This is a genomic window from Pseudoalteromonas sp. KS88 (assembly GCF_004766475.1).
Lineage (GTDB): Bacteria > Pseudomonadota > Gammaproteobacteria > Enterobacterales > Alteromonadaceae > Pseudoalteromonas.
Window position 1 is genome coordinate 51,801 of sequence record NZ_PYHV01000015.1, and the last position, 19,809, is coordinate 71,609.

16 protein-coding genes and 4 tRNA genes are annotated in these 19,809 nt (G+C 41.6%); 6 read left to right on the forward strand and 14 right to left on the reverse strand.

Annotated elements, in window-relative coordinates:
- The first annotated feature begins 49 nt into the window (after positions 1-49).
- Positions 50-1,192 carry an MFS transporter gene (locus C7Y70_RS09815; protein ID WP_099296875.1) on the forward strand — a complete coding sequence of 381 codons (1,143 nt, stop codon included), beginning with the start codon at positions 50-52 and terminating at the stop codon, positions 1,190-1,192.
- Here C7Y70_RS09815 and C7Y70_RS09820 read toward each other — a convergent pair.
- Together C7Y70_RS09820 and C7Y70_RS09825 are read right to left on the reverse strand one after the other, a co-directional pair.
- A complete protein-coding gene (locus C7Y70_RS09820; protein WP_135474744.1) occupies positions 1,159-1,659 on the reverse strand; it encodes a prolyl-tRNA synthetase associated domain-containing protein in 501 nt (166 codons plus the stop codon). The genes C7Y70_RS09815 and C7Y70_RS09820 overlap by 34 nt on opposite strands.
- Positions 1,660-2,046, reverse strand: coding sequence for a hypothetical protein (locus C7Y70_RS09825; protein ID WP_099296885.1), 387 nt, complete (start codon positions 2,044-2,046; stop codon positions 1,660-1,662). It abuts the gene before it with no gap.
- Positions 2,047-2,218: 172 nt separating this feature from the next.
- On the opposite strand from C7Y70_RS09825, the gene C7Y70_RS09830 reads away from it, so the two are divergent.
- Positions 2,219-2,294, forward strand: a tRNA-Ala gene (locus tag C7Y70_RS09830).
- A gap of 321 nt (positions 2,295-2,615) precedes the next feature.
- Here the strand turns inward: C7Y70_RS09830 and C7Y70_RS09835 are convergent.
- Both C7Y70_RS09835 and proB read right to left on the reverse strand, forming a co-directional pair.
- Positions 2,616-3,863, reverse strand: a complete 1,248-nt coding sequence (locus C7Y70_RS09835; RefSeq protein ID WP_099296877.1) for a glutamate-5-semialdehyde dehydrogenase — start codon at positions 3,861-3,863, stop codon at positions 2,616-2,618.
- Positions 3,860-4,966: a glutamate 5-kinase gene (proB, locus tag C7Y70_RS09840; RefSeq protein WP_135474746.1), complete on the reverse strand. Its 1,107-nt coding sequence runs from the start codon at positions 4,964-4,966 to the stop codon at positions 3,860-3,862. Before proB ends, C7Y70_RS09835 begins: the two co-directional genes overlap by 4 nt.
- Positions 4,967-5,859: 893 nt before the next feature.
- On the opposite strand from proB, the gene C7Y70_RS09845 reads away from it, so the two are divergent.
- On the forward strand, positions 5,860-7,698 hold the full coding sequence (locus C7Y70_RS09845) for a sodium:proton antiporter (RefSeq protein WP_099296880.1): 1,839 nt from the start codon (positions 5,860-5,862) through the stop codon (positions 7,696-7,698).
- A gap of 652 nt (positions 7,699-8,350) precedes the next feature.
- A complete protein-coding gene (locus C7Y70_RS09855) occupies positions 8,351-9,607 on the forward strand; it encodes an aromatic amino acid transport family protein (protein ID WP_135474748.1) in 1,257 nt (418 codons plus the stop codon).
- A 275-nt stretch (positions 9,608-9,882) separates the two neighbouring features.
- Here C7Y70_RS09855 and C7Y70_RS09860 read toward each other — a convergent pair.
- From C7Y70_RS09860 to orn, 4 genes are all read right to left on the reverse strand, one after another.
- A tRNA-Gly gene (locus tag C7Y70_RS09860) sits at positions 9,883-9,958 on the reverse strand.
- Between the two features lie 126 nt (positions 9,959-10,084).
- Positions 10,085-10,160, reverse strand: a tRNA-Gly gene (locus tag C7Y70_RS09865).
- 124 nt (positions 10,161-10,284) lie between these two features.
- Positions 10,285-10,360 (reverse strand) — tRNA-Gly (locus C7Y70_RS09870).
- Positions 10,361-10,617: 257 nt separating this feature from the next.
- The gene (orn, locus tag C7Y70_RS09875) at positions 10,618-11,163 is read right to left on the reverse strand and encodes an oligoribonuclease (RefSeq protein WP_135474750.1); all 546 of its coding nucleotides are present in this window, start codon (positions 11,161-11,163) and stop codon (positions 10,618-10,620) included.
- A gap of 121 nt (positions 11,164-11,284) precedes the next feature.
- On the opposite strand from orn, the gene rsgA reads away from it, so the two are divergent.
- Both rsgA and asd read left to right on the forward strand, forming a co-directional pair.
- Positions 11,285-12,343 (forward strand): small ribosomal subunit biogenesis GTPase RsgA, encoded by a 1,059-nt coding sequence (rsgA, locus tag C7Y70_RS09880; protein ID WP_135474752.1) that lies wholly within the window; start codon positions 11,285-11,287, stop codon positions 12,341-12,343.
- A gap of 15 nt (positions 12,344-12,358) precedes the next feature.
- Positions 12,359-13,225, forward strand: a complete 867-nt coding sequence (gene asd / locus C7Y70_RS09885) for an archaetidylserine decarboxylase (RefSeq protein ID WP_180270464.1) — start codon at positions 12,359-12,361, stop codon at positions 13,223-13,225.
- A 40-nt stretch (positions 13,226-13,265) separates the two neighbouring features.
- Here the strand turns inward: asd and C7Y70_RS09890 are convergent, their stop codons facing one another.
- The 6 genes from C7Y70_RS09890 to thiC all read right to left on the reverse strand — a co-directional run bounded on the left by C7Y70_RS09890 (position 13,266) and on the right by thiC (position 19,691).
- On the reverse strand, positions 13,266-14,018 hold the full coding sequence (locus C7Y70_RS09890) for a HesA/MoeB/ThiF family protein (RefSeq protein WP_135474754.1): 753 nt from the start codon (positions 14,016-14,018) through the stop codon (positions 13,266-13,268).
- 6 nt (positions 14,019-14,024) lie between these two features.
- Positions 14,025-15,551, reverse strand: a complete 1,527-nt coding sequence (gene thiE / locus C7Y70_RS09895; RefSeq protein ID WP_135474756.1) for a thiamine phosphate synthase — start codon at positions 15,549-15,551, stop codon at positions 14,025-14,027.
- A gap of 16 nt (positions 15,552-15,567) precedes the next feature.
- Complete coding sequence (locus tag C7Y70_RS09900) at positions 15,568-16,365, reverse strand: thiazole synthase (protein WP_135474758.1); 798 nt, start codon at positions 16,363-16,365, stop codon at positions 15,568-15,570.
- A gap of 1 nt (position 16,366) precedes the next feature.
- Entirely contained in the window at positions 16,367-16,564 is a 198-nt protein-coding gene (gene thiS, locus C7Y70_RS09905) for a sulfur carrier protein ThiS (protein WP_099297816.1), read from the reverse strand.
- Positions 16,565-16,572: 8 nt separating this feature from the next.
- A complete protein-coding gene (locus C7Y70_RS09910) occupies positions 16,573-17,568 on the reverse strand; it encodes an FAD-dependent oxidoreductase (protein WP_135474760.1) in 996 nt (331 codons plus the stop codon).
- A 170-nt stretch (positions 17,569-17,738) separates the two neighbouring features.
- Complete coding sequence (thiC, locus tag C7Y70_RS09915; protein ID WP_135474762.1) at positions 17,739-19,691, reverse strand: phosphomethylpyrimidine synthase ThiC; 1,953 nt, start codon at positions 19,689-19,691, stop codon at positions 17,739-17,741.
- Between the last annotated feature and the right edge of the window lie 118 nt (positions 19,692-19,809).

The following is a 19,809-nucleotide window of genomic DNA, read 5'->3' on the forward strand; positions in this document are numbered from 1 at the left end:
TAATGACAACTAAGCGTAAGCTATCTGCTTTTGCTGTTAGGCTAAATGAATGCGAATTTTTCATTTATTACTGTGCTCATTATTTATCTTTTTTGTTTTATATGCGCCCCAGCCACTTTTAGGGTTATTTGCAACTCAATTTTCAGTCAACCCTGCTACTGCGGGCAGCCTGATGACGGCAACAATGGTGCCATTAGCTATTGCCCCGCTTATCTATGGCTTAATACTCGCCAAGCATAACCCACTGAACATTTTACGTAATGCAATGCTTGGGCTTGCAGTCAGCTGTATTATTTTCACCCTCGCACCACGATTTGAACTACTTTTACTTATCCGCTTTATACAGGGATTAATCTTACCTGCTGCACTCACGGCCATGACAACCTATGTTGGCATGTCATATAAAGCGGACTGCTTGCAAAAAAAGATGAGTTTGTACATAGGTAGTACAATTGCAGGTGGGTATTTCGGCCGCGTGTTAGCCGCAGTATTTGCTGACTTATGGAGCTGGCAAAGCTTTTACTACGTGATAGCTGCCGGTTTGGTATTACTTGCATTGACAATGAGTAACCGCACATACCAACCTATGGAAGAACCGCAATCACCATTAAGTTATTTAAAGCAGCTTGCAACAGCCCCCATATTAAAACTGTATAGTGCAGTTTTTTGTATGTTTTTTTGCTTTGCTGCCTTGCTCAATTATCTTCCGTTTATTTTGCAAGATACCTTTTTAATAACCAATACTCGCGATATTGGCTTTATCTATAGTGGCTATTTGTTGGGGGCTTTATTCTCAATAACGACACCTTGGCTGTTGAAGCGCAGCCGTTCCCCATGGCATTTATTATGTGGTGTATTTGCATTTTATTGCATCACCATTATTTTACTGATGAGCGAAGAGTTACTTGTATTTTTGATTGCTTTTACGGGCTTTTGTGCGGCGATGTTTATGATTCACTCTACTGCCGCACCTTTGGTAAATAAATTAAGCGTAGCACCTGCCAGTGTAACCAATGGTGGCTATGTATCATTTTATTATAGCGGAGGCGCATTAGGCTCCTTTGTGCCGGGGTTGGTGTACCAGCAATATGGGCACACGGCGTTTATGGCCACTCTTTTAATTGTGTGTTCAGGTGGGTTTGCACTGGTAATAAGTGGCTACTTTGCAGGTAAAAAAGCCACCTTAGGTTGATGCCCTGTGCTTACAAAAAAGTGCTCTAAGTCACTTTTAGCCATAATCCACGTTTGCGTATTTTCAAATGGGTGGCAATGAAATAAATCACCAAACCATATGTCTTGATCTAACCAAACTGTGACATTGTTTTGCTTGTCATTCATAAGCGCAAGCATAGACACACACCCGGGGGCGACTTTTAAATAGCGAGCTAGTCGCTCATTTGATGCAAACCCAAGGCGAGATAACCCCTGATATTTGGCCAATGCTTTTAAATCAAGCTGTTTGTCATGAGCCGTAATCACTAAGAAATGGTTTTTCCCTTCATTATCACGCAAGAATAAATTTTTTAAACGAGTACCGGGTCTTTCAACCAATAACGCATCCGCATCTAAGCTTCCGTGCAAAGGTGGGTGGTCTATTACCTCGTAATCAATATTTAAATGCGTAAGGTATGCAACCAGCTTATTTTTATCTGCAAGCATTTATAAACAACGCCCTCTTAATTGAACACTTAAATCACGCCAAACAACATTATCTATTTCATATTTATCAGGACAATATTGCTGTTGCTCTAATTCAGCTTTTAACAATGCTACAGCTTGATTTTCCAACTCTAGTTTTAAGCTATTGGACTCTTCAAAATATTCTTGCTCTGCAAATCGTTTAAATTCGCTGCGTGTTAAAGGCCGATCAGAGTTACGGCTTTTGCGGCTACTGGCTTTTACAGACACTACATACGCAAAGATTTTATTCCCTTGGCCATCTAACTTTTTATACAGTTGCTTGCTGTTGATTTCAAACGGCGCATCTTCCTGTTGACTTGCACAACCGAATAGAAACAGGAGTAACATCCAAGTATATTTTTTCATTTTAGTTTCTATCTGCTTTTTATGAGTTCCTAGTCTATCAAAAAAACTTTGCTTACGTGAATTTTCATAAAAAATTAAAAAACACTTGACCAAATCTATAAATCTCATTAAAGTTCGTCCCGCTTGAAAGGGAAACTCAAGTGGGTTGCAAAATTTGCAACTTTAGGAATGTGGGGCTATAGCTCAGCTGGGAGAGCGCCTGCCTTGCACGCAGGAGGTCAGCAGTTCGATCCTGCTTAGCTCCACCACTTTCCTACCTCTTCTAAAGAATAAATCAAACACCATCTGAACTAAATCATCCTTCAATAATTTTAAATCTTATTAAATCATTTTAATTTTTTAATAAATTAACCTGAACTCTGGTTAAGAGATGTACTAATATATTGAAATTAAATCACAAATATATTTATTNNCAAGTAAATTCAACGCAGTTAATGTTGAAAGTAGCCGCTGGAGATAGATTTATTATCCAGAGTTCAGGTTAATAATTTAGAGCAAAAAAAATCGGCCCCAACATTCGTCAGCACCGATTTAATTTTCTACCGCCCATAACAGCGGTTTAGCTTAGATTATTCGCGCACTTGACCTTCGCCATCCACTAAGTACTTTTCAGTTGTAAGCGACTCTAAGCCCATAGGGCCGTATGCGTGCAACTTAGATGTAGCAATACCGATTTCAGCACCTAAACCTAGTTGTGAACCATCAGAAAAGCGTGATGATGCGTTAACCATTACAACTGATGCATCTACACTGCGCTGAAATAATTTAGCTGCATCTTGGTTTTTAGTACAGATAACCTCGGTGTGGTTTGAACCAAACTGAGCAATATGATCAATTGCCCCTGCAAAATCAGGCACAACACGAATAGCAATTTCTAAATCAAGGTACTCTTGACCAAACTCACTGTCAGCAAGCACGGTTGCATTATCAAAGTATTGAGCTGCTTTACTATCGGCGTTTATTTTCACACCTTCTTGACGAAGAACTACAGCACACAAGTTTAAAAATTCATCGGCTACGGCTTCATGAACCACTAAACCTTCTAACGCATTACATACACCTGTACGTTGTGTTTTACCATTGAGTAGTAAATTAACCGCAACTTCTAAGTCAGCGTCTTTATCTACATATAAATGACACACACCTTTAAAGTGCTGAATAACAGGGATAGTACTGTTGTCTGTCACAAAATTAATGAGGCCTTCACCACCGCGTGGAATAATCAAATCAATGCTCTCTCTTTGCTGCATCAATTCCATTAATAATCCACGGTCTGGATCTGGGATGACAGAAATAAGTGCGGCCGGTAAGTCATTATTCTCTAATACCTGGTGCATTACGCTTGCAATTGCTTGTGAACTTTTAAGCGCTTCTTTACCACCACGTAAAATTACTCCGTTTCCTGATTTAAAGCACAATGCGCCCGCATCAGCTGTTACATTTGGGCGTGCTTCATAAATCATACACACGACACCAAGCGGTACGCGCATTTTACGAATTTTAATGCCATTCGGACGTTCTGTTATGTCACGTAATTGACCAACAGGGTCTTCAAGACTAACAATCACTTCAATACCTTCAGCCATCGCTTCAATGCGCTCATCATTCAGTGTTAAGCGGTCAATCATTGATGCAGCTAAATTATTGTCACGTGCCGCGCTTAAGTCACTCTCATTTTCTTTAATGATAAATGCTTTTTGCTCTCTTAAAGCGCTAGCCATTTCCAGCAGCACACGGTTTTTTGTCTCGGTATCGAGTAAAGCTAACTGGTGTGCAGCTTTTGCTGCTTGACGTGAAATATCCGTAATTAAACTCATGACTTCTCCAATAATGCGATATCTTTCTCTGAAATAACTGGGCCAATCGAATCTTGCATCTTATCGCTAAACTCGCTTTGTTCGTTATCGGCTATAAAATTTAATAAACAGCTACTGTAATTAGCTGTTGCTTTAGCTAAGCGTGTACCATCGTTACTACGAACTAAGATAGTATCACCAATAGCAAACTCACCATGCACGGCAACAATTTCATCACCGCGAATACAACCTGTTTCACCTTCAAGTGATTCATCAAATGAACCTTCAACAACAACCTCACCTTGCTCATTCGCTGTGTGAGTCATCCAATGCACAGCTTCTTGCATCGGTTTTTCATAAGGTAAAAAGACAGTTCCTGGGTTGATCCCTTCAAGTAGCTGGTTAAACGTTTGCTCTTTAAAGCCGTTAATAATGTAAGTTGTAATGCCGTGTGATGTTGCTTTCTCGGCGGCTTCTATCTTGGTTTTCATACCACCTGTACCCACTGCGCTGGTTGCGCAGCCAGCCATCGCGTAAATAGATTCGTCTATAGACTCTATCTCAGGAAGTAATACGGCATCATCATGTAAGTTCGGGTTTTTATTGTATAAACCGTCAACATCCGAAAATATCATCAACGCATCAGCATCTGCCGCAGCTGCGACCATTGCCGATAAGTTATCGTTATCACCTACTTTTAAATCATCAGTGGTTACCGTGTCATTTTCATTCATGATTGGTAATACACCGTGCTCTAATAATGTGAATACGGTTTCACGAATGCTTTCATAACGTTCACGATCACGTAAATCACCGTGGGTTAACAAAATTTGTGCTGAAGGGAAATCGAAAAAACGGTCCCACATTGCCATCATTTCTGTTTGACCAGCAGCTGCCATGGCTTTTTTCATGGTCACTGTACGTTCTTGCTGATCAGGGAATAGATGAGCACCGGCTGCTACAGAGCCAGAAGAAACCAAAATAACTTCAATGCCGCGACTACGACAACGAACGATAAACTGTGCGATAGTTAATAAATAACGAGAGCGACAACCATCTTGATCAGGAGCAATTAATGCGCTACCCACTTTAAGTACAATACGTCGCCAATTTAACTTTTGCATAATGTATTTCAACTTTCCATTTAACTGTAACTTCTCAAAGAGAAGTAAGAAAACAATCACTTAGCACTATTACTAAGCTGCGAGTTTACAATTTGTATGTTCCTATACACTTTTTAGCACTCAGCAAAATACGCCCATTTCTATCTGAAATAGTGAATTTTAGATATAGCATAACTTTCATCCAATCATTAGATTGAACGGTTATAAAGTAAAATAAAAAGTGTTGTTTATGCATCGCTGTAAAAAGCTGTGTGAAGCTTCTTTATTAACAACATACATAGAGCCTCTAAAGTCAGATACACCAACAGATAGGGTGATGACTTAAGGACCGAGATTTGTTCACCACGATGGGCGCCAAATATTGAACAGGTAATAATTCAACTCAAAATATAAAAATAGCCTTTAAGAGGCAATATGCTTTCAAGTAAACCAATACCCAAAAATGAGTAATTACATACAAATTTTATTCAAAACAAAAAACTATTGATTTTTAAACAAATAAATATAGTAACCTGCATTTAAATCAGCTTTATTCGCACTAACTTAAAAATAACTATATGTATTCGCTTATAGCTCAACTAGAACTATTTAGATAACAAATTGTTTGAACACTAACTATAATACGCTAAAATCAACTGTAAGATCAAGGTTATATTTTATGCGCTTAATTATGCTAAGACGATAGGATAAATTATCCATATATTTCATAATGTTAAAGAATAATGAATTTTTAATGAAATGGACTAGCTCAATAACCACGATATTTTCTACAAAAAAATCATTAGCAGCTAAAATTCTATTAGGAGAAATGATCATACACGTGTATATCCCTGTATTATAAGTTTGATAGTCTTTTCTCTAAATCAAAGTAATAGATAAGGAATACTTTATATATGTCAGCCATTTATATAGCCGGGATTGCGCTTTGTTCGGTTCTAGCTCAGTGGGTAGCGTGGGCCTTTCGCGTTCCTGCTATTTTGTTTTTATTACTCACCGGCCTTTTGCTTGGGCCTGCAACTGGCGTATTAGACCCTGACGCATTACTTGGCGATTTGTTGTTCCCGGTAGTGTCATTGAGTGTAGCTGTTATCCTATTTGAAGGCTCATTGACTCTGCATTTCAAGGAACTCAAAGGGATTGGTAAAGTTGTCAGAAACTTGTGTTCTATCGGCATGATTGCCACCTGCATTATTATTAGTTTAAGTGCTTATTGGATTTTAGAATTGAATTGGCGGGTCGCCGCCGTGCTCGGTGCTGTACTTGTTGTTACAGGCCCTACCGTAATAGCACCGCTTTTAAATTCAATGAGACCAACACAAGATATTGACCGTATTCTACGTTGGGAAGGCATTGTTATAGACCCTATTGGCGCACTATTTGCTGTTCTGGTTTTTGAAGCTGTTATGCTGGTTGGCCAAGGTGAAGTCTTTGTTCATACCCTTATTGCACTATTTAAAACACTAGGTGTAGGTTTATCTATTGGTGTGGTTGCAGGCTGGCTTACAACTTTGTTGATTCGCAGAGAGTGGTTACCATTTGAATTACATAAATTTGGTATATTAGCTTTAGTGCTTATAAGTTTTACCATTTCTAACCACCTAAGCCATGAATCTGGGTTACTGGCTGTAACAGTATTTGGTATCTGGTTAGCAAACCAAGATGACTTAGAAATTGACTCTGTTTTAGAGTTTAAAGAAGACTTGTCGATGATTCTAATTTCGACATTATTTATATTGCTTGCTGCTCGATTGCAGCTCTCTGACTTAATGATGCTCGACGGTGACGTATTTATTTTTCTAGCGGTTGTGTTGTTCATTGCTCGACCTGTGTGTATCGCGCTATCTACTTTTGGCTCTGATTTGCCTGTCAAATCTCGCCTAGTATTAGGGTGGATCGCACCCCGCGGTATTGTAGCGGCTGCTGTAGGCTCTGTATTTGCTATTAGTATGATGGAAGCTGGTGTCGCTGATGCTGAAAAAATTGTCCCGTTAATTTTTACCGTTATTATTATCACTGTTGTGTTACAAAGCTTAACGGCGATCCCTGTTGCTAAGCTACTCGGTGTACGTCAACCTTCTCCAAATACAATCTTAATCATCGGGGCTAACCATGTTGCTCGCGCAATTGGACGTGGTTTAAAAGATCAAAATATCCCTGTCCATTTATCTGATCCAGCATGGGAGAACTGTAAAATGGCTCGTATGGATGGTCTTCCTTGTTATTATGGTAACCCTCAATCTGAACATGCAGAGCGCTACTTACCACTAACAACAATACGCAGTGTGTTAGCACTATCGCCTAATAGGCATCATAACGCGCTGGGCGTACAGTATTTTTCTCATTTATTAAACGAAAAAAATGTATTTTCACTGCGCTCTTCTACCAGCCATGCCAAAGCGAATAAGGACAGTGCAACTTTCTTGTCGCGGCAAATCCTGTTTGGCGAGAGCGGTGCTTATTCAAAACTAAGTAGCCTGATTGCCAAAGGAGGCAAGGTAAGCTCAACTAAAATTTCTGAAGAGTTTAGCTGGGATAAATACCAAGAAATTAATAATGAAGCTATTCCTTTGTTTATTTTGCATTCGGAGAAGGACAGTGATGACGACGCACCTATTAAAATTCGTCCTTTCACTATCAATATGGAAAAACCACCACAGGAAGGAGAGCGCATTGTTGCCCTTCAGCCACCTAAAATGTCTGTGCTGAAAGATCCAGCCAAAACAAAAGAATAAGGCTCATTAAGCGTGCTTTAAACATAAATACCCAAGCTACCTCAAGATGCAGAATTCAGCGTTACACAGGAGCTTAATATCAAGGCGTTACTTTGCAAGAATGGCGATCCCTTTTAAGAAGTAACAACGATGAGAGTAAGCGCCTGTGAAACGCCCTGCGGGTTGGTTTAAAAGCGATTTATACTGCGTTATTGATTTTAACAATAGAACCACTATTGTTTGCAATCAATGCCTTGCCTAAATCACTTTTAACTCCAACTGACACTCGCATCTTGAGGTGGCTTGGGTATAATTCCAAGGGTAGCTATTTTGTTAACTTGGAACGCTGTTTAAAGCACGTAATACTAAATACATCAATCTATTAGAATTGAATTATACAACCGTCTAAAGTGACAATATAAATACGAAGAGTACATATCGCTCGTAAACACAAAGCAACCACACAACACAAGTTATGCCCTACCTAAAAATAAATCGCATTGCTGCCAAGCCATCCATAAAATATAAGCAGTCTTGGTAGAAAAAGAACGATTCTTTCCATCTGTAAGTAACACCTTACAGCATACTTATGTTAATACATCGACAAAACATGCATTCATGCTTCAACTTATATATCCTGCCGCAAATTATTATTCTAATTGGTGGAGTATAAATGAGCTCATATCAAGATGTAACGCAGTTAGATACATCGACAACAAACAAAACAACATGGAATCTACACGATACGCAGTGGGTTTTAAGTCTATTTGGTACGGCTGTAGGCGCGGGCATTCTGTTTTTGCCTATCAATATCGGAATTGGTGGTTTTTGGCCATTAATTATTTTGGCCTGCTTAGCTTTCCCAATGACTTTTTTAGCTCACCGAGGCTTAGCGCGATTCGTTTTATCGTCCAATAATAAGGATGCTGATTTTACCGATGTTGTAGAAGAGCACTTTGGCGTAAATGCCGGACGACTAATTTCATTGTTATACTTTTTATCTATCTTTCCTATCTTGCTTATTTATGGTGTAGGACTAACGAATACAGTTGATAGTTTTATCGTCAATCAACTGGGCATGGAATCACCTTCAAGGGTATTGCTTTCGGGTGTACTTGTTGCTGGCATGATCAGCTTAATGCTGGGCGGTGAAAAGCTCATGCTACGCGCGTTCGCCATTTTAGTGTATCCGCTAGTCGCTATTTTATTTTTCTTATCTATTTACTTAATTCCTAGCTGGCAAATGCCTAATATGGCTTTTCCTGAATTAAGTGGTTTTGCTAAAACTCTGTGGTTATCGGTGCCTATTATTGTGTTTTCATTCAGTCATGCGGCGGCAATTTCAAGCTTTGCTAACGTGCAGCGTGGTCACTATGGCAATGATGCAGCAGCAAAATCAGAAGCTATTTTAAAGCGTACCAGCTTATTATTGATTGTGTTTGTACTGTTATTTGTATTTTCGTGTGTGCTTTCTCTTTCAACAGAACAAATGGCGCAGGCAAAAGCTCAAAATGTATCTATCTTATCGTACTTAGCAAACATCACTGAAAACTCATTTATAGCAACCCTAGGCCCTCTAGTGGCGTTTATAGCCATAACATCATCGTTCTTAGGGCATTTTTTAGGCGCGCGTGAAAGCTTTAATGGCTTAGTCACTAAGCAAACCAAACTAGGTGTGAAGAGCGCTGATAAGTTAGGCGTGGCAATTATGTTTTTTGCTATCTGGTTTTGTGCAGTTAAAAACCCGAGCATCTTAGATATGATGGATCAACTATCAGGCCCTATTATTGCCATGATCTTATTTATCATGCCAATGATAGCCGTATTTAAAGTTCCCGCACTTAAAAAGTACCGTGGAAAAAGTGCTTATTTCATCCTATTTATGGGTAGCTTAGCGGTTCTTGCACTGCTGTATAGCTTTATAAAGTAATTAAGTATTATAGCGGATTGGTATAAATACAGAAAAGCCCAGCAAATGTCGCTATTTGCTGGGCTTTTTTATTTTTAAAGCAAGCTCTACAAATCTTTTAGAATTAAAGTTTGTTTAAACTCGATGCAAAATTTGTAACCAAGTCGACTGAGTAAAAAGCGAGAAAGGTGATTGAGTATTGTCTTTGGGATAAGAGCTAAAGCATTGCTTTTTGGATACAGTAGTATTTTAAAGTAGCTGAGTATTGGTAAGTATGAAATGTTAAGATAAGAGATTGGAGCGGCACACGAGGCTCGAACTCGTGACCTCGACCTTGGCAAGGTCGCGCTCTACCAACTGAGCTAGTGCCGCATTCAAAATAGTCAGTAATTTGTCCGTTGGTGCGCGACAAGTCGCGGTAAAACGTTCTGGCAACTGAGCTAGTGCCGCATTATCTATTACTTTTTGTAACTTACTGCAATTTCTTTGGTTAGAAATTGGAGCGGCACACGAGGCTCGAACTCGTGACCTCGACCTTGGCAAGGTCGCGCTCTACCAACTGAGCTAGTGCCGCATTCAGAATAGTCAGTAATTTGTCCGTTGGTGCGCGACGAGTCGCGGTAAAACGTTCTGGCAACTGAGCTAGTGCCGCAATATATCTTTATCTTGAAACTACTGCAATTTCTTTGGTGAGAAATTGGAGCGGCACACGAGGCTCGAACTCGTGACCTCGACCTTGGCAAGGTCGCGCTCTACCAACTGAGCTAGTGCCGCATTCAAGATAGTCAGTAATTTGTTCGTTGGTGCGCGACAAGCCGCGGTAAAACGTTCTGGCAACTGAGCTAGTGCCGCATTCAAAATAGTCAGTAATTTGTTCGTTGGTGCGCGACGAGTCGCGGTAAAACGTTCTGGCAACTGAGCTAGTGCCACATCTTCTAATTTCAATCAGCTTAAGCACACTAACCCCACGGGGGTTATCGTCTTAAGCGGGGCAGGATTCTACAATAATTCGATGTGTTTGCAAGTGTTTTTTACAAATTAAAGAATTTTTCTCGGTAGACTTTCAACTCCATTATGGAATCTTTAATGTCATCAAGTGCAAGGTGTGAGCCTTTTTTGTTCACTTGCGCTAAAACTTCGGGTTTCCAGCGTCTAGCCAGCTCTTTAATAGTGCTCACGTCTAAGTTACGGTAATGGAAGTAATCTTCCAACTCACGCATATACTTATTCATAAAGCGTCGGTCTTGACCAATAGAGTTTCCACACATGGGCGATGCACCAGCAGGAACCCATTGCTTTAAAAATTCAATGGTTTGATCAACGGCGTAAGCTTCATCATAAGTACTTGCCTTACAGCGAGCCGTAAGCCCTGATTGACCGTGTTGAGTGGTACACCATTCATCCATCCCATCTAACAATTCATCGCTTTGATGAATAGCAATTGTTGGGCCTTCAGCCAAGATGTTTAGCTCACTATCGGTGACAACAGTCGCTATTTCGAGTATTTTGTCTGTACTTGGTTCTAGACCTGTCATTTCGAGGTCGAGCCAAATCAGATTTGATTTATGAAAAGACATAATTACCTTGCGGTGCTTTCCTTTAGATCTAACGCATTTAGATATATCATATTAGTATCATCAGTCGACCTAAAGCTTTTTTTTCAAAAAGCGCGACATTTAACTAAGTTATAGGCCAAAAGTGGCAAAACAGAAGAAATTAAGTAAAGGCCAATCCCGTAGGATCAAGGCTAATCATCAAAAACGCTTGTCCAATGCCGACGATAAGTCAGCCAAAGGGACTAACGAGCAACTACAAAACGACAATTTAGGCCCGGCTGAAAATGCGGTGGTTATCAGTCGTTTTGGTCAACATGCCGATATCGAAACCGATAATGGTGATGTGCTGCGCTGTAATATTCGTCGTACTGTTAAGGGTATTGTTTGCGGTGATGAAGTACAATTTCGCCGAGCAAAAGTCAGCGAAGGCGATATTGCGGGCGTTATTGAGGCGATGCATGAGCGCCGCTCACAATTAACACGCCCCGATTTTTACGATGGCGTTAAAGTCGTCGCGGCTAATATTGATCAAATATTAATGGTTTCTGCGGTATTACCTGAGTTTACAGCAAATATTATCGACCGCTATTTAGTGGCTTGTGAAGATATGGGGATTGAGCCTATTTTAGTGCTCAATAAAATAGACCTTATTGACGAACAAGGCCTTAAAGCTATTGAGGAAGTACTCGATATCTACCGTAAACTCGGTTACCAAGTTTTGTTGGTGAGTAATAAAACTGCAGAAGGCATCGATGCTTTAAAGCAAACATTAGTGGGTAAAAATAGCATTTTTGTTGGTCAAAGTGGTGTTGGCAAGTCAACACTGGTCAATACCGTACTGCCTGATGCTGAAATCTTGACAAAAGAAGTCTCTGAAAACAGTGGTCTTGGTCAACATACAACGACAGTTTCGCGGTTACACCATTTACCTTCAGGTGGTAACCTTATCGATTCTCCTGGTATTAGAGAGTTTGGCTTATGGCACTTAGAGGTTGAACGTGTAACTTGGTGCTTTAAAGAATTCCGCGAATTTATTGGCGGTTGCCGCTTTCGCGACTGTAAACATTTAAACGACCCTGGCTGTATTATTCGCCAAGCGGTTGATGATGGTGATATTTCAGAGCTGCGCTTTGATAGTTACCACCGAATTTTAGAAACAATGGCCGATGGCCGTGCTGGAGCTCGTGCTCCGCGCGTATAATTTAGGAAGAAACAAGTGAGTTTAGATAAATTCAAAATTACCATGCAATATGCAATGCCAAAACATTTTCTATCGCGCATGGTAGGGAAATTAGCGGCTGCACGACTTGGCGGCTTAACAACATGGTTAATCAAATTATTCATTAAGCAATACAAAATAGATATGAGCGAGGCACAATATTCAGATCCCGCTCATTACAAAACCTTTAATGAGTTTTTTACCCGCCCGCTTAAAGAGGGTGTACGCCCATTAAATAACGAAAGTGACATAATCGCTCATCCTGTGGATGGTGCAATTAGCCAACTTGGTGCAATTGTTGACGGCCAACTTATTCAAGCTAAAGGTCACGACTACAGCTTACAGGCATTGCTTGGCGGCTCAGAGCAAGACACAGCGCCATTTTTAGGTGGTGAGTTTGCGACGATTTATTTAGCGCCAAAAGATTATCACCGTATTCATATGCCTATAGACGGCACATTGAGCAAAATGATTTACGTGCCAGGTGATTTATTTTCAGTAAACCCGCTTACAGCACAAAATGTGCCTAACTTGTTTGCACGTAATGAGCGTGTAGTCGCAATTTTTGATACCGAGATAGGCCCTCTTGCGATGGTATTAGTCGGTGCAACAATTGTCGCTAGCATTGAAACTGTTTGGGCTGGTACGGTAACACCACCAGCAGGGAAAGACGTATTTAGTTGGAATTACCCAACTACGGGCGATAACGCAATCACCTTGAAAAAAGGTGAAGAAATGGGCCGCTTTAAGCTTGGCTCTACGGTTATTTTAGCATGGGGTGCTAATCAGGCAGAAATCTTAGCTGATCAGCAACCTGAAACGGTAACCCGTATGGGCACACCATTTGCCACAATAAATAATTAAACAATTAAGCAATAACAAGCGCGAGTATTAGCTCGCGCTTTTAGTCTCTTCCACACTCAGTGCATTCGGGCGTTTTAGTTAATTTAAACTGCTGTTGCGTCAAACTCAATCCATCAAAGCGTACAAACTGACTCCCCTTGTGGTGACCCAGTATCAAGTTAATAGCCAACAATGCCTGCATAGAGCCAATCACGCCCAGTAAGGGGCTTAATACGCCAGCATTATCACAATTTAACGCATGCTCTGTTGGTTGCTCTGGGAACAAGCAGCCGTAACATGGGCTATCGGTCTCTCGAAAATCAAAACACATTAACTGCCCTTCACTGGCTATCGCCGCACCTGATATCAGCGGAATCCCTGCCTTTAAACAAAAACGATTCACCGTATAACGCGTTGTAAAGTTATCACTGCAATCAAGCACCAAGGTAGCCCCGGTAAAAATATGCTCGGCATTTTGATCAGTTAATTGCTGCTCGATTGTATTTACTGTGATTTGATTATTCAAACTGCCAAGCACTTTACCAGCGGCGCATACTTTGGCTTGCCCTAAATGATTTACTTTGTAGAGCACTTGACGCTGCAAGTTAGAAAGCTCTACTTTATCGTCATCCAGTAAAGTGAGTTCTCCCACGCCAGAGGCTGCTAGATATAACAGTGCTGGGCTACCTAAACCGCCCGCACCAACCACCACCACATGGCCTGCTTTTAACTTTAACTGCCCTGCATGACCCACTTCTTTTAACATTAAGTGGCGGCTATACCGCAGCTGCTCTTTGTCAGATAACTCACTCATTATTTATTAACCTATGGCGCTTTGTAAATCAGCAATAGCTTGTTGATAATCATCAGCTTCGGTAATGGCTCTTACTACGGCGACACTGCCAACACCGGTTGCAGCCACTTCACTGGCACGGGGTAAGTCTATGCCACCAATCGCCACTGTCGGGTAATCTTGCATTAACGGCACAAAGTGTTTGAGCTTTTCAAGACCTTGAATTTGCCCGGTCATATCTTTGGTGGTGGTTGGATAAATAGCGCCAAACGCCATATAACTTGGCCGATAATTATGTGCGCGAAGCATTTCATAAAAACCATGAGTCGATAGCCCTAAGCGCAAACCGGCCTCTTTAATAGCGACTAGGTTCGCCTTTAACAAATCTTCTTGGCCTAAATGTACACCGTAAACACCGTGTTTAATTGCCAATTGCCAATGATCGTTTATATACACGTTACCTTGATATTTTTGACCAAGGGTAACGGCGGCTGCCACGGCAGTATCAAGCTCGGTTTCACTGCCCTGTTTGATACGTAACTGCACGGTTTTAATGCCTTGTGCTAAACATTTTTCTAGCCAATCAACAGAATCAACGACCGCGTATAAGCCAAGTTGCTTACTTTCACACGCTGCAAAGTTAGCGGCCATAGTAAACTCATTCGGCGCATCAAAATCCAACTCATCACCGAGCCAGCTTCCCGCTTCAATCACTTGAGGGTAATCATCAATATTTTGTGGGAAACAGGTCTGTGCGACGGGTCCAATACCTTCGCCATAACGCACAGCTGCTTTTAAGCCTTGGTTGATATAAGCTTTTGCTAAAATAAATGCATCTTTAAGAGGGTATTGTTTTGCTAAGCACGCCGCAATAACAGACGCCATGCTACAACCTGTACCATGACTATGCGGTGTAGCTATTTTTTCATTACCTAACCAGTACTCATTTACGCCATCAGCGGCGTTTTCGCGGCAATAATCTATGCAGTAGCCACTTGGGTAATCCCAATGTCCGCCTTTGATCACCACGGCTTTTGCTCCCCAGCTTTGCAGCTTTTCAGCCGCTTCAATAACCGCGCTTGGGCCAATTAAATAAACACCCGTTAATAGTTGGGTTTCGTGGGTGTTTGGGGTGATTACATCCACCAGCGGCAATAAACATTCTTTTATTGCGCTGACGGTATCTTCTTCAGTGAGTAAATCACCACTACTAGCAATAGCGACCGGGTCATAAACCACTAAAGGAGGTGTTGGCCATGTGGCTTGATAATGCTTAATATGCTCACTAATTAACTGTATTTGCTGTACGTTGGCGAGCATACCTATTTTAATCACGCTTGCTTTCATGTCGCTGGCCAAAGCAAGTAGTTGTGATTCAATCACCTCAGTTGAAATGGGGTTTAGCGATTCAACCCCTAAACTATTTTGTGCTGTAAGCGCTGTAATGGCTGTACAGCCATGCACGCCAAAACTTTGCATGGCTTTTATATCGGCTTGAATACCTGCACCACCGCCAGAGTCAGAGCCAGCGATTGTCCAAACAACTTGATTCATCGTTATTCCTAATTTATTACGTTTGATGCCAAAAGGGCATACCCATAGTGGGTGTTGATGGTGCGGCCACGTCTTTTTCTGGCATGGCTTTGGCTTTATAAGCAAAGCGCCCAGCATCAACCGCCGCTTTAAAGGCGTGGCTCATGGTAACAGGGCAACCCGCCCCTGCAATAGCCGAATTTAACAACACGCCATCATAACCAAGCTCGAGTGCTTGGCAGGCATGAGAGGGCAAACCAAGGCCTGCATCAACAATCAGTGTTAGTTCGGGTAATCGCTCGCGTATAGTCTTTAAATTGTATTGGTTTAATAACCCTTTACCTGTGCCTATTGGCGCTCCCCACGGCATTAGTACCTCACAACCGACATCAGCTAAACGTTGACACAGTACTAAGTCATCGGTGCAATAAGGTAATACTTTAAAACCATCATCCATCAGTATTTTTGTCGCCTCTAGCAACGCAAATGGGTCTGGCTGAAGATTATATTCATCCCCTATCAATTCGAGCTTTATCCAGTCAGTCGCAAATACTTCACGACACATTTGTGCAAGTGTTACCGCTTCTTTAACACTGTGACACCCTGCTGTATTGGGTAAAATCTTTAAACCTGTATCTTTTATCAGTTGCCAAAAATCATCCCCAGCAGCTGCATTTTGCTGGCGACGCAGCGATACAGTAACCACTTGTGCACCAGATGCCTTGATTGAATCAGCCATAATCGCAGGAGATGGATACAATGCAGAACCAATTAACAAGCGACTTGTTACTTGTTCACCATAAATACTAAAGCTACCATCAATAGGATCATTCATACTAACCCCCTTGAATTGGCGATAGCAGCTCTACACTATCATCTTGCTTTAACACGGTAGCCTGAACTTGACTTCGAGGCACAAAGTCGCCATTTAATGCCACAGCAAAAGGCTCTTTAGCATCAAACTCTATCAATACATTTGCGAGCGTATTTTGCTCGGCAGTTTCAAACGGCTGACCGTTAATTGTTATTTTCATTTTTAAACCTATTTAATGAGTGAAACCGCTTCAGCCACTAAGCTTGGTGCAAGTAAGTAGCCATGTCGGTATAAACCATTAATACTGATCACGTTACCTTGGTGTTTTACTTGTGGGCGATTATCACTAAATGCGGGGCGCAAACCTGTTTGAATGTTGATAATACGTGCTTCAGCAAACCCACTATGTACCGTATACACCGCCGATAACAACTCAAGGGTTGAGCGTACCGTTGCAGGTCCATTATCTTGCGATTCTATTTCGGTCGCGCCAACAACGTATTCATGATTTGGTTTAGGCGCAATATACAATGGGTAGCGTGGGTGCATTAACCTTACAGGGCGCGTGAGGTTAACCTCGGGTGCATGTAAACGAATCACTTCTCCACGAACACCACGCAACTTACACTGCGCACTTTTAGCACCCAATCCTCTGCAATCAATAATGTAATCATGTGACTGCTGTAGCTGCTGACAATTGATATTTTCACCAAAATTGAACTTCACACCGCGCGCTTTAAGCGTTTTAAAGCTTGCTTGATAAAATGCCTGATTATCTATTTGCCCTTCACAAGGTAAGTAAACGCCTTGATTAAAGCGCCCAGATAATTCAGGTTCAAGCTCACTAATATGTGCACCACTTAATTGCTGAGCATGGTGATTAGCTAACGGTTTTAGTCGTTCAGTAAAGCTCTGTAAGTCGCCCCTATCTTGTTGATGAGCAACCACCAGTGTGCCTTGCTGCTGAAAAAACACAGTATCGTCAAGCTGCGCTAAAATTCCGGGCCAACGACTTATTGAGTCAAGCCCCATTAGCGCCAAGTCTTGTTCACACAATACTGATTCAGCTAAAGGCGCAAGCATAGCGGCAGCAACACGCCCAGCACTATTTAACGCCTGAGCGTCATCAGCTTCATACACGGTCACATTATGCGCTAAGCTTAATTCAAGCGCCGCCAAGCGCCCTGTTAAGCCAAACCCGACCACCGCAATATTGTAAGACATAAGAATCCCTATAGGTTCTAGGTTCTAGGTTCTAGGTTCTAGGTTCTAGGTTCTAGGTTCTAGGTTCTAGGTTCTAGGTTCTAGGTTCTAGGTTCTAGGTTCTAGGTTCTAGGTTCTAGGTTAACAACATCCTAGAGCCTAATCTCTTCCCTAGCACCTAGCTCCTTCGCTTATATCACTTTGTGGTAAATCTCTGAGCCTGTTTGCTTAAACTCTTCTGATTTCGCTTTCATTTGCGCTTCCACATCAACCATTTTAATTTCAATCGCATCTCCCACATTATTAGGGTCGATACCACGCGATTCGAGATCTTTGGCGTATTCGCGGACTTCTTGGGTGATTTTCATTGAGCAGAACTTTGGTCCACACATAGAACAAAAATGTGCGACTTTACCAGACTCTTGAGGCAAGGTTTCATCATGATATTCACGGGCACGAACAGGGTCTAAACCAATATTAAATTGGTCGTGCCAGCGGAACTCAAAACGCGCTTTTGATAAAGCATTATCACGCTCTTGAGCACCAGGGTGACCTTTCGCTAAGTCAGCGGCATGCGCTGCAATTTTATAGGTGATCAAACCTTCTTTAACGTCTTCTTTATTTGGTAAACCTAAGTGCTCTTTTGGTGTTACATAACAAAGCATGGCACAGCCATACCATGCAATTTGCGCCGCACCAATCCCAGAGGTGATATGGTCATAACCAGGGGCGATATCGGTAGTCAGTGGCCCAAGTGTATAAAAAGGCGCTTCATCACAGTGCTTAAGTTGCTCTTCCATATTTTCTTTGATCATATGCATTGGCACATGCCCCGGCCCTTCAATGAACACTTGTACATCGTGTTTCCAGGCTATTTTGGTCAGCTCACCTAAAGTACGTAATTCACTAAATTGCGCTTCATCGTTAGCATCAGCAATTGAGCCTGGACGCAGGCCATCGCCCAGTGAGAAACACACATCGTATTGCTTTAAAATTTCACAAATATCTTCAAAGTGAGTGTATAGGAAATTTTCTTTATGATGTGCCAAACACCACTTCGCCATAATAGAGCCACCGCGCGACACAATACCGGTAACACGCTTAGCGGTCATTGGTACATAACGCAACAGCACACCGGCGTGAATTGTAAAGTAGTCAACGCCTTGCTCAGCTTGTTCAATCAAGGTATCGCGGAAAATCTCCCACGTAAGGTCTTCTGCTACACCATTTACTTTTTCAAGCGCTTGATAAATTGGCACAGTGCCAATTGGCACCGGTGAGTTACGCACCACCCACTCTCGAGTTTCATGAATATAACGACCTGTTGATAAATCCATTACGGTGTCAGCACCCCAACGGGTTGACCAGACCATTTTTTCAACTTCTTCTTCAATTGATGAAGTAACTGACGAGTTACCAATATTAGCGTTAACTTTGACTAAAAAGTTACGGCCAACAATCATTGGCTCAGTTTCAGGATGATTGATGTTATTGGGTAAAATTGCACGCCCGCGAGCAATTTCATCACGTACAAATTCAGGGGTAATAAACTCAGGAATGCTCGCACCAAACGACTCACCTTTGTGCTGCTGCGCTAATAACTCTTGCTGAATTTGCGCGCGGCCCATGTTTTCGCGTATTGCGACATATTCCATTTCTGGGGTGATTATACCTTGGCGAGCATAATGCATTTGCGTAACATTTTTACCCGCTTTAGCACGACGTATTTTAGGTAAGTGCTCAAAACGAATATGATCTAGGCCTTCATCAGCCATACGTTGCTGGGAAAACTGTGAGGTTACAGATTCTAAAATTTCGGTATCACCGCGGCTTTCAATCCACTGCTCACGGTATTTATCAAGTCCTTTGCGAACATCTAAAGTGAAATTCGGATCAGTATAAGGTCCCGAGGTATCATAAACACGCAGTGGTGCATTGGACTCATAAACCGGGTTTTCTTCAGTGCCACCAATAAAGGTATCGCTAAGAGTAATTTCACGCATACCCACGCGTACATTTGGTTGTGTGCCTTCAACATACACTTTATGAGAACTTGGGAATGGTTGCCCTGTAAGGTTATAAATATAATCTGATGCAGCCGCACGAGTTTCGCGGCGAGACGGTTTATTTGATGTGTTTGACATGACTTACCTCATTGCTAAAAGGGTTGTCTTGTCAGATATTGCAAACGCAATAGAGAGTAGCAAGTGCTACATGGATCGTAGATTGGTATTATTCATATACTACCAACCTTGGCAGCCA